This is a genomic window from Halovulum sp. GXIMD14793, from assembly GCF_054457435.1.
In genome coordinates this window covers 1-8,837 of sequence record NZ_JBTLNE010000090.1, presented here as the reverse complement: position 1 = coordinate 8,837, position 8,837 = coordinate 1, and the positions used below count along the sequence as shown (strand labels likewise).

Here is an 8,837-nt window from a genome sequence, read left to right as displayed (position 1 = left end):
CATTCCCGCGCTGAACCGGTAAGTAGGGGCAGATCAGCGCGTAGTGGCTTTCTGTTATCTCATTCATAACAGATACTTTGTACAAAACAGCACTATGCAATAGTGTGCACAGGCCCTAACTAAGCCACTGCCCCTGCACCTTGGTGTCCCAGCCAAGGGTCATGATCCTGGCATCAGCGATCACCGGGCGCTTCATCAGGGGCGGGTTGTCGGCCAGCAACTCTGCGGGCAGGCGGGAGCGCTCCTGCTCTGACAGCCCCCGCCAGGTAGTGGAGCGGCGGTTGACCAGGGCATCCCCGAAGGCTTCCAGAAACTGCGCGATCTGCGCAGGCTCCAGCGGTGTGGCGCGGATATCGAAAAAACTTACATCGTGACCTGCGGCCTGCAGCGCCTTAATGGCAGCGCGGCAGGTGTCGCAGGCCTTCAGGCCGTACAAGATCATCAGACGACGATCATGCCCCGCCGGGCCGGGTCGATGCATTTGATCCGATTGAGCGGCGGCATAATGTTCGCGCCCTGCACGAACTCTCCGGCGTTTTGATCCGCCTCGGTACAGACCGGTTTTTCCGTGACGATATAGCCCTTGTTGGTCAGGCAACGATTGACGAACTTGGCAACCTGGACGTCATTCGCCGTACCAGATGCGGCAGCGATCTGTTCGGCTGTCGCATTCGGCGGCAGGCCACGCCCGGCCAGTTCGCATTCATTGATATCATAGGCACGCACATCACGCGGCGTGTTGCCCTTCCAGGTAAAGGGCGTCATGGCAACCGGGCCGGTATCAACCGGACCCAAAGATGTGACATCACAGGCTGAGACTGCCAGCAGTGCGGCAGGAAGAAGATGTAGAAGGCGCATGAAGTATTCCCCGAAGCAAGTTTGATAGATCCCCCGTTGCGTCAATCCTTAGCACAGCGAGACCCGTCACTTAAGCACTCAATCATAGGCCAGGAAATTAAGGCAAATTTGCCACATTCTGCCACATTTGCGACAATCCGCCACTGAAACCCCTTAACAAATTGTCTATTTCCAGTTCATTTGCCTGCCTATATGCTGCCACAATATACTTGAGGTATCTTTCGATTCGTTGCTAAAGGTGGAATTCGTGTCACGTCTCTCGCAAAATATTGCTCAGAATATAGCATCCAAACGCCACGAGCCCGTGGCAGGGGTGCGGGCATTTTGGTATCTTAATTCTGCTGCGGATGGCGTCGGCGTGGTGCGGATCGCGACGATGAAGGCCGCAACGCATGCGGCCGATGGGATCGGAATAATCCGGGAAAAGGCGATGGCTGCCTGGCCTGGCGTAAAAGCGCGCCTAGCGGAAAAGTCTTCTGCGATGGCAGAGGCTGCCCGCAAGAATGCCGAGGCCGCCAGGGTTGAACGCGAACGACAGGCCGCCGACGCCGAAGTTGAAGAAAAGGTTGTGCTTCCGCTGGCGGTCCGTCGCCGCTGGACCAAAGCCTTGCGCGATATCGGCAAAGCAGAGGTACGCTATTACCTTGAAGAAGGCGCACACCACCCAAGCACCGCCCCATTCGTGCATGCCCGCGCGGATACCGGCATCATGCACGGCGCAACCCGCTATCCGACCCGCGCCTTTGCTTATGAGTGGCTGGGCGATGATGTAGAAAAAGACGATGGCGGGCATTGGCGCGGGCTGGCAATCGCAGCCATCAGTGCCATGGTTGTTGCCGGACTCTTGCTTTGGTCAATTAGCTGACCGAAACAGGCGGATCTAGGATCCGCCTGTTTCTAACACCTCAAAAAAATATCATCAGGTTTGACGAGCAGCTTTTGACCGGCTGACTTGCAAACGCGCGTATTTGCGTTTTAGCACCCTTTGGCCTGAATCAGCCCCCAACCGAATTTCGAATCGCGCCCGGTTGCGCCCAGATCCACAGCATTGCCCCGCAAAGCATCGCGGATCGCCGAAGTTGAGCGTGTACCGCGCGCCGCCAGCCGCGCCGCAATCGCGGTTACGATGGGGGACGCAAAGGAGGTGCCCGTCTGATAGCCGCCTCCTGTTCCCTTTGCGGCGTAGACATCAACGCCCGGGGCTGAAAACTCGATATGTGCACCCCGGTTCGCCTTGCGATAAAGCCGCCCGGCAGCATCGACGGCGGTAACCGCGATCACCTCTGGTGCCGCAGCCGGATATGCCCCCAAAGCGCGCCCGTCATTCCCGGATGCCGCAATCATCACAGTGCCGCGCTGTGCCGCCGCTTCCAGAACGGATCGCAGCGTTACATTCGGGTCGCCAGCAAAGGACATGTTCACAAGCCGCACGTTCTGGCCCACCAACCAATCCATCGACACCGCGATATTCTCAACATTCGCACCAGGCGAGCGGCTGGAGGCAGAAAACGCCTCAGCTGCATAGATATGCGCGCCCGAGGCAAAACCGGCCAACGGCCCGGATTGTGGCGATCCGGCAATCAGCGCCGCAACAGCTGTGCCATGATTGGCCGAGATGCGGCGCTCCCCTTTAGCTAAAGCCGAGAACCGCGTCACCCGCGCCCGGGCCAATGCAGGATGGGCCGCATTCACAGGCCCATCAATCACGCCCACCTTGACCGCACGTCGCAACTGACAGACACGGCTGGTGTCATCGCGGATCATCGACGCGGCATAGAGCCTTGGCGCTTGCGCAAACTCATAGATGTTATGCGCGTCAATCACAGCCCCCGGTGCCGCGCCATTCAAGAGCCCCTGAGCGTCTGCTTCGGTCAGGTTGCGCGGCAGGACAAAAACCAGAATGGCCCGGTTCAGCGAGCGCAAATTGCGCTGCCGAAGCAGGGTCGCGCCACGGGCCTGCAACGCGCGGGTGGCAGCCTGCGCCTGCCCTGATGGCACCGCAACGATATATTCCGGCTGGCCATTCGGGCCCGGCACCTCATCCCGCTCTGCCCGTTCACGCGATACGCTGCCCGGTTGCTGGGTGCCCTTAGCACCACACATCGTGATCTTGCCAAGCTGGCCATAGACATTCGTGCCCGCGTGCCAGATCAGCGAATAAGTCTCGCCCGGCTGCAATGGGCTGGAGCGTTTGATCCGTACCACCACGGAACTGTAGTTATTGGACCGGATCTGCAGCGGCACCGCTCGACGGTTGACCACCGCCGAGATACGATCACTGCCCGACATGGAAAGATAGCCGATGATCTTAAAGCTGTCGCCAAGGCTAACGCAGCGCGGGGCAGAAATCTTGTAAGGTGGCGGAGCAAAGCTATTGGTTGTCTGCCCACCGGTCTGCTGTGCCAGACCGACCGCCGGTATCAAAGCCAGAAGGATCGTGGCGGTTCGGATCAGGCACATCTAGGTCACTCCCGCTCTACGCTGTCAACGACGCCACTGGCCGCTTTCAGGGCCGATATCGCCGCATCCGCAGCCGCGTCATTTTCTGCCGCGACCCGGTAAAGGCCCAGCGCTGATGGACCGCCAACCACTTCCAGTCCCTGTGTCAGCAGAAGCTGACGAATGGCACTTTCAGAGGCATTTTCGGAAAACGCCACGATCAGCACCGGACCGTCCGAGGATGCACCGCCGCCGCCAGCCAGCTCCATACCCGGACCTGTCGGCCCCCAGACCAGCGCTGTTTGCGCCACCAGCAACGCAACCGCTGCAGCAGCGGCCCATTGCCAGACTTTGGGCCGAACAACATTGGTGTCGGACTGTTCCGACTGTGGCGTAGCACTATCAGCGTCAATATCACGCATCAGACGTGCCAGACCAAACTCGCCCGGTGACGTGCCAACGTCGCGTGACTTAATCTCTGCCCTGAGCGTTTTGAGATAGTCGAGTTCCCAGGCCAGGTCCGCATCCGCAGCTACGGCCTCTTCGACCATGCGGCGCTCGTCGCCTTCCAGGGTGTCATTTGCCAGAAACGGCAACAGTTCTTCGATCTCGCGCCGGGTTTCGGGGGTCATGTCCATCATAGCGTGACCTCCCCCATGCGCCCCGACAAGCAGCGCTTCAGCAATTGCTTGGCGTGGTAGATGCGGGTCTTGATCGTACCTTCCGGCGCATCGGCGGCTATCGCGATCTCGCGGTAAGGCATGTCCTCGTAAAAGGCCATCTCAACCGCCATGCGATGTTCGTCCGACAACTCGTCCAGGCAAAAGCGGATATGTTCGCCTTCCTGTCCGGCTGCGACCAAATCAATCTGAGTGGCGGTGTCATCCACCTGCTCTGGTGTTTCGTCTGTCAGTGTCACCCGTTTCATTTTTCTGAACCTGTCCATCGTTTTCCTGTAGGCAATGCCCATCATCCAGGTCTTCACAGATGACCGCCCCTCAAAGCGATCAGCCGATCGCCAGGCATCAATGAAAACTTCATGGAGTATGTCGCTTGCCTCGAATGGATCGTTCAATCTAGAGCAGATAAATTTGTAAATCGGTCGCTCAAGCTGCTTGTAAAGCGCGGCAAAGGCGGCCTTATCGCCGCCCGCCATTGCCTGCAAAAGAAGCTTTGGATCAGTATCACTCATCGCACGCCGCCTAACGGTTGGTAATCCGACACCGCCAGCGCACGGCCGCGCCCGTCCAGTGCCACCACCCGCCAATAAACCTGGCCACCCGCATTGGCAATCCGCGCCAGAGTGAAAGGCTTCAGCGTGGTGTCCCGACGCGAGGATGGCATACTGACCGCCGCAACCCGCGAGGCCCCGCCACCAATGCGGCTAGACGGCTGGGTCACAAACTCAAGTTGATACCCAACAGCCCCCTTGGTTGGCGCCCAACTGAAGCGACTTGCCAGAGTCAGTGCCGTGGCCGCCGCCGGCCCCTGCGCGGACAGCCCGCCCGAGGCCCCTGCCCCGCCCTGCGGCTGAACCGTGTAGCGTACAGTTGCCACGTCTTCCAACACCGCTATTTCGGTCAAAAGGTCGGGCGCAAAGCGCAATCGATACGTACCCGGTCGCCGGGTAGGCAGAACCGGGCTGTTTATCACGACACGACGCGATCCGGCATAGGGTTTGCGTACCTGCTTGAGGGTGCGGTAGGTTCCGCCACGGCCCGGCTCGTTGATCAGCCAACGCCCGGTGATCACGCCGCGCCCCCGCACTGACAAAACCACCTGTGCCGTCACACGCGCGCCAGGGGCAACCTGTTTTATGCGGCTGCGGTCATCGAAAAAGACTGACAAGTTTTGCACATCAGTCGTGCCCGAGGCATTGGCCCCGCTGATCTTGACCGGGATGCGGACGGTCTTGACGGATCCGCCATAGGTAAATGTGCGGACAACCTCACCATGCGGTGAACCACCGCCCAGCAGGTCAGCCACAAGGCCGCTATTTATGGTAAAGGTTTCCGTCGCGCGCCGTGTAACAACCCCGCCCGCTGCCGGGATCGGCACAAAAATAGTGCCGCCCAAAACGCTGATCCCGTTGCCGTTCTGATAGAGGTCTGACGAATAGGAATCGACGCCCGATCCCCCGTCGGGCCGAACGCGCAACGTGTATCTGATACGGATGTTGGCACGTCCATCCTCCCCCAGCACAATACGTGCCGGGGTCGCTGTGACGCTGATAATTTCCGAGGCAGCCGGCATCGCAAGCAGCGTGATCAGCAGGGTCAGAATGTATCTGTACATGTAGTGCCTCCCTTACCGGATATAGTTGGTCTTGAACCGCAACAACGCTCCGACAAACCAGTCGACCTCATCAACAATCGCCTGATCACCATGTGCCAGACCAGCACTGAACTCCAGATCAGCCGCCTCGCTCATGGCCCAGGTCAGATCCGCGCCCAGAACACCGCCATTAACGCCGAATGTCTCGGTCGAGAAATCCATCTGATAGCTGCCCCCAAGCACAAGCTCCGCTGGGATCAGCTCATAGCTGGCGTTAACCGCGATGTTGCCATCGACATTCGTCCCCGAAAAATCGTCCACCGTGTTGACCTGTCCGCTAAGACCATAAGCCAGACGGTCGGTTGGAAACATCTCCAACCCAAAGCTCAGCCCATTGCTGATGCTGTCATCATTCAGAATGGACTCATCATTATACCACTCAAACGCATAGCCCAGCGACCAACTCCATGTATCGTAGCTGGTCGCAAAATCGACGCCAAGAACGACAGAGGTTTGATCAAGTGGCTGCGGGGCCAGCAGCGGCGTGCGCACCCTGTCCTGCGTGGTGAAGTCCAGCTGAAAGTTCAGCTGCGGGTCCAGCCCCGCCCAACCCGGTGCGTTCCCATCCGAAAACAGGCTGCGGCTGCCGCTGACACCGGCGGTGATGATGCGGTCAGTCTCAAGATCAGCCGGCCCGTTCACATTGTTGATTTGGTGATCCAGATAGGCGCTGACCGTGGTCGTATCCGTCAGGTAATCCCCGGTCAGCCGTATGGTTTCCTGCGACGGTACCAACTCGGGATTGGCCAGCGAGAAATAATCGTAGTCAACCCGCGCATAGCTTAGGCCAAAGGTCAGCGTGCGCACCATACCGCTGTCGGAACCGTCATCGTCAATCGCATCATAGGACAGTTCCGCAAGAAAGGCGCGACCATCCACCGGATCATAGACCGCCCCTTCCGCATCGTCGTCCTTGGTCGACATCGCAGCACCAAGGCCGTATCGCAAACGCCCATCCCGCGCTGAGCCCGATATATCAAGGGAATAGGCATGGCCTTCGCCAACCAGAAAGCCATCAAACTCCCTGCCGCGCCCGGCATAGCCCGTCAGGGCAACCGTCAGGTCCGATGCCGCAAAAGGTTGCACTGCCACCGTGGCGCCAAAGATGCGATCATCCCTGTCGCCAATCCCGGTAAAATTGTCGATACCCAGACCATCCGCGGATTGCGTGCCGAAAAAGCCCAGCGCAAAGCGTTGGTCCAGTCGGTCAAACCGCAAGCCAGTGCCGCGCTTGTAAAGGTTTGAGACAACCAGCCGATCATAGCTGACCGCCTGATGGCCCAGACGCGCGGTGATATCCATGGAGTCCGTCGGCTGGGTAAACTCCAGATAGTATTCCCCCAGATTGATCGGGCGCTCGCCATATTCATTGGCTTTGATCGTGGTCGCCATATATTGCGCACCAGCCTTCAGACGCTGGTCCAGCATGATGATTTCCAGATCGCCCGAGCTTTCCGCAAAAGCCTCAGGCCCCGCACTGCCGGTTGTCCCGCCCACCTCATGTGTTGCATTCACGGATGCGCTGTCGATCAAGGGCGCGCGACCGCCTTCGATCTGCCACTCGACCACAACGTCAAAGCTGGCACCGTTGACGGCATAAAGGATCACCTCATGCGGCCCGCCCGGCAGGGGCGGAACGGGCTGGATCGTCAGCGTATTGCCGTTGCGCCGGATCAGGTCAGTCATATCCGCCCCATCCACCTCAACCGCAAGCTGGCCCCCGACGGGGCCATCCAGCACGATAACGATTGGATCACCTGCACCACCTGTCCCTGTGACAACAGGCTCAGCAATAGCCGCGCCCGCCCACACAAAGGCAAGTGCTGCAAGGACATTACGCATCCGCAAAGCTGACAACGGAGAACCCCACAAACCGGTTTTTCACTCTGTATCATGCTACGCCGTAAAGGCCCATTGCCAGGGGAATTTCGTGCTGAATGTGTGGCGATCCGCATACATCTGCGTATCGCCACCTTATGCTGTATCAATTGCGCTTGACCGACACACCGATCCCCGGCGGTGTCAGCGACCGGCGAACCACCTTGCGGAAACGGCGGCAATTGTCGCCCTCTTTGCTTTCCTCAACGGTTTTGGCCGCATCTACACATACCGTGAAATAGTAACCCCCGGGGGTGAAGGTCAGGCTGCTGAAGAAGCTGATCTTGTGGTTGAAGTTTCCACCCGCGATCAGCTTTGGCACCTTTATGCCTGCAACATTCGGAAAGCCCGGAAATGTATAAGGGGCAGCCTGCGCCGCAGTGGGGTCCGGGCAGGATCCCCCTTGCGCGGTGCACTTAACCGTCACCAGCGAAGGGGCCGCAGTCGCAGCACCGGTATTGCTGACCGAGACAACGCCGGTTTTGACATTCACTCCAGGCACAAGGTTCGGCGCAGCCACAGCAGCCGTTGAACATAAGCCAAGAGCTACCAAAGCACTAACAGCAAAGCGTTTCATGACATCCTCCAAAGCGGGTTTCATAAGCTTCAGTCGTGCGGTCACGTGATCCGGTTCAAAAAATCGCTGGTCTCATTGAACCCACCCTGCCCACGGCGCGACGAATGGCTTGTGGACGACATCATCACCAATCTGGTGCCGTTTTCACCTCCGCCTCCCCCATGGGCGGAACAGGCGCGCTACCCCGTTAGGCGCGCCGCTGCCGGAAGGCGTACCCGACGCTTTCCAGCAGCGCGGGGACCAAACCCGGAATGTCACCTGAATATAAAAAGGACACCCGGCACAAAGGCCGGATGCCAGTTGGGGACCTCGCAATAGCAGGGTTTGCTGGCAACATGCTTGGACGTTTTTAGTAAAAGCGCCCATCGACACATCGCCAATCCATAAGGATTGGTCTGCCGACGGCTGCATCAAGTTCAAAATGAATTTACGATTCTTCTCAGAGGCTGCACCGTTCAACCCTTGCCGCTAAGGCCGGATGCTTCAGCAGCCATTAACCCGTACGAGTGTCAGATGGTTTTCGCCCCGCGACACTCGTCGCGCATCCAAAGAAATGCTTCTTAAAAGTAACGGTTAAGCCTGCATCTCGTAGCGCACTGGCCATGTGCGTGCTGTCTTCAAAGTTACGCGTATATGGCGCAGCGTGTGCAACGCGCTCCTCGGCGTCTTGATACCGGCCACGTGCTTGGCTGCGCTAAATGCCCGGTGCAGCTGGCGCGGTGAGATCGGATTGATCCGAGGCTTTCCGGGA

General features: G+C 58.8%; 9 protein-coding genes. 1 reads left to right on the top strand and 8 read right to left on the bottom strand.

Annotated features, from left to right (window positions below):
• Positions 1-115: 115 nt before the first annotated feature.
• Positions 116-442, bottom strand: a complete 327-nt coding sequence (locus ACW9UQ_RS17735; protein ID WP_458932333.1) for an arsenate reductase family protein — start codon at positions 440-442, stop codon at positions 116-118.
• On the bottom strand, positions 442-858 hold the full coding sequence (locus tag ACW9UQ_RS17730; RefSeq protein WP_458932332.1) for a hypothetical protein: 417 nt from the start codon (positions 856-858) through the stop codon (positions 442-444). Before ACW9UQ_RS17730 ends, ACW9UQ_RS17735 begins: the two co-directional genes overlap by 1 nt.
• 247 nt (positions 859-1,105) lie before the next feature.
• Between ACW9UQ_RS17730 and ACW9UQ_RS17725 the strand changes: the two genes are divergently transcribed.
• Positions 1,106-1,723 (top strand): hypothetical protein, encoded by a 618-nt coding sequence (locus tag ACW9UQ_RS17725; protein ID WP_458932331.1) that lies wholly within the window; start codon positions 1,106-1,108, stop codon positions 1,721-1,723.
• 110 nt (positions 1,724-1,833) lie between these two features.
• Here the strand turns inward: ACW9UQ_RS17725 and ACW9UQ_RS17720 are convergent, their stop codons facing one another.
• The 6 genes from ACW9UQ_RS17720 to ACW9UQ_RS17695 form a co-directional block, all read right to left on the bottom strand.
• Positions 1,834-3,318 carry a S8 family serine peptidase gene (locus ACW9UQ_RS17720; protein ID WP_458932330.1) on the bottom strand — a complete coding sequence of 495 codons (1,485 nt, stop codon included), beginning with the start codon at positions 3,316-3,318 and terminating at the stop codon, positions 1,834-1,836.
• 5 nt (positions 3,319-3,323) lie between these two features.
• Positions 3,324-3,938, bottom strand: a complete 615-nt coding sequence (locus ACW9UQ_RS17715; protein WP_458932329.1) for a hypothetical protein — start codon at positions 3,936-3,938, stop codon at positions 3,324-3,326.
• Positions 3,935-4,489 (bottom strand): RNA polymerase sigma factor, encoded by a 555-nt coding sequence (locus tag ACW9UQ_RS17710; RefSeq protein ID WP_458932328.1) that lies wholly within the window; start codon positions 4,487-4,489, stop codon positions 3,935-3,937. Before ACW9UQ_RS17710 ends, ACW9UQ_RS17715 begins: the two co-directional genes overlap by 4 nt.
• Complete coding sequence (locus ACW9UQ_RS17705; protein WP_458932327.1) at positions 4,486-5,592, bottom strand: hypothetical protein; 1,107 nt, start codon at positions 5,590-5,592, stop codon at positions 4,486-4,488. The genes ACW9UQ_RS17710 and ACW9UQ_RS17705 overlap by 4 nt, the downstream gene beginning before the upstream one ends.
• A gap of 12 nt (positions 5,593-5,604) precedes the next feature.
• On the bottom strand, positions 5,605-7,473 hold the full coding sequence (locus ACW9UQ_RS17700) for a hypothetical protein (RefSeq protein ID WP_458932326.1): 1,869 nt from the start codon (positions 7,471-7,473) through the stop codon (positions 5,605-5,607).
• Between the two features lie 142 nt (positions 7,474-7,615).
• A complete protein-coding gene (locus ACW9UQ_RS17695; protein ID WP_458932325.1) occupies positions 7,616-8,086 on the bottom strand; it encodes a CARDB domain-containing protein in 471 nt (156 codons plus the stop codon).
• Positions 8,087-8,837: the final 751 nt, after the last annotated feature.

Bases quoted from the DNA above. Each gene is read 5' to 3' on its own strand.
- ACW9UQ_RS17735 (WP_458932333.1), bottom strand. From the start codon at position 442: ATGATCTTGTACGGCCTGAAGGCCTGCGACACCTGCCGCGCTGCCATT.
- ACW9UQ_RS17730 (WP_458932332.1), bottom strand. From the start codon at position 858: ATGCGCCTTCTACATCTTCTTCCTGCCGCACTGCTGGCAGTCTCAGCC.
- ACW9UQ_RS17720 (WP_458932330.1), bottom strand. From the start codon at position 3,318: ATGTGCCTGATCCGAACCGCCACGATCCTTCTGGCTTTGATACCGGCG.
- ACW9UQ_RS17715 (WP_458932329.1), bottom strand. From the start codon at position 3,938: ATGATGGACATGACCCCCGAAACCCGGCGCGAGATCGAAGAACTGTTG.
- ACW9UQ_RS17710 (WP_458932328.1), bottom strand. From the start codon at position 4,489: ATGAGTGATACTGATCCAAAGCTTCTTTTGCAGGCAATGGCGGGCGGC.
- ACW9UQ_RS17705 (WP_458932327.1), bottom strand. From the start codon at position 5,592: ATGTACAGATACATTCTGACCCTGCTGATCACGCTGCTTGCGATGCCG.
- ACW9UQ_RS17700 (WP_458932326.1), bottom strand. From the start codon at position 7,473: ATGCGTAATGTCCTTGCAGCACTTGCCTTTGTGTGGGCGGGCGCGGCT.
- ACW9UQ_RS17695 (WP_458932325.1), bottom strand. From the start codon at position 8,086: ATGAAACGCTTTGCTGTTAGTGCTTTGGTAGCTCTTGGCTTATGTTCA.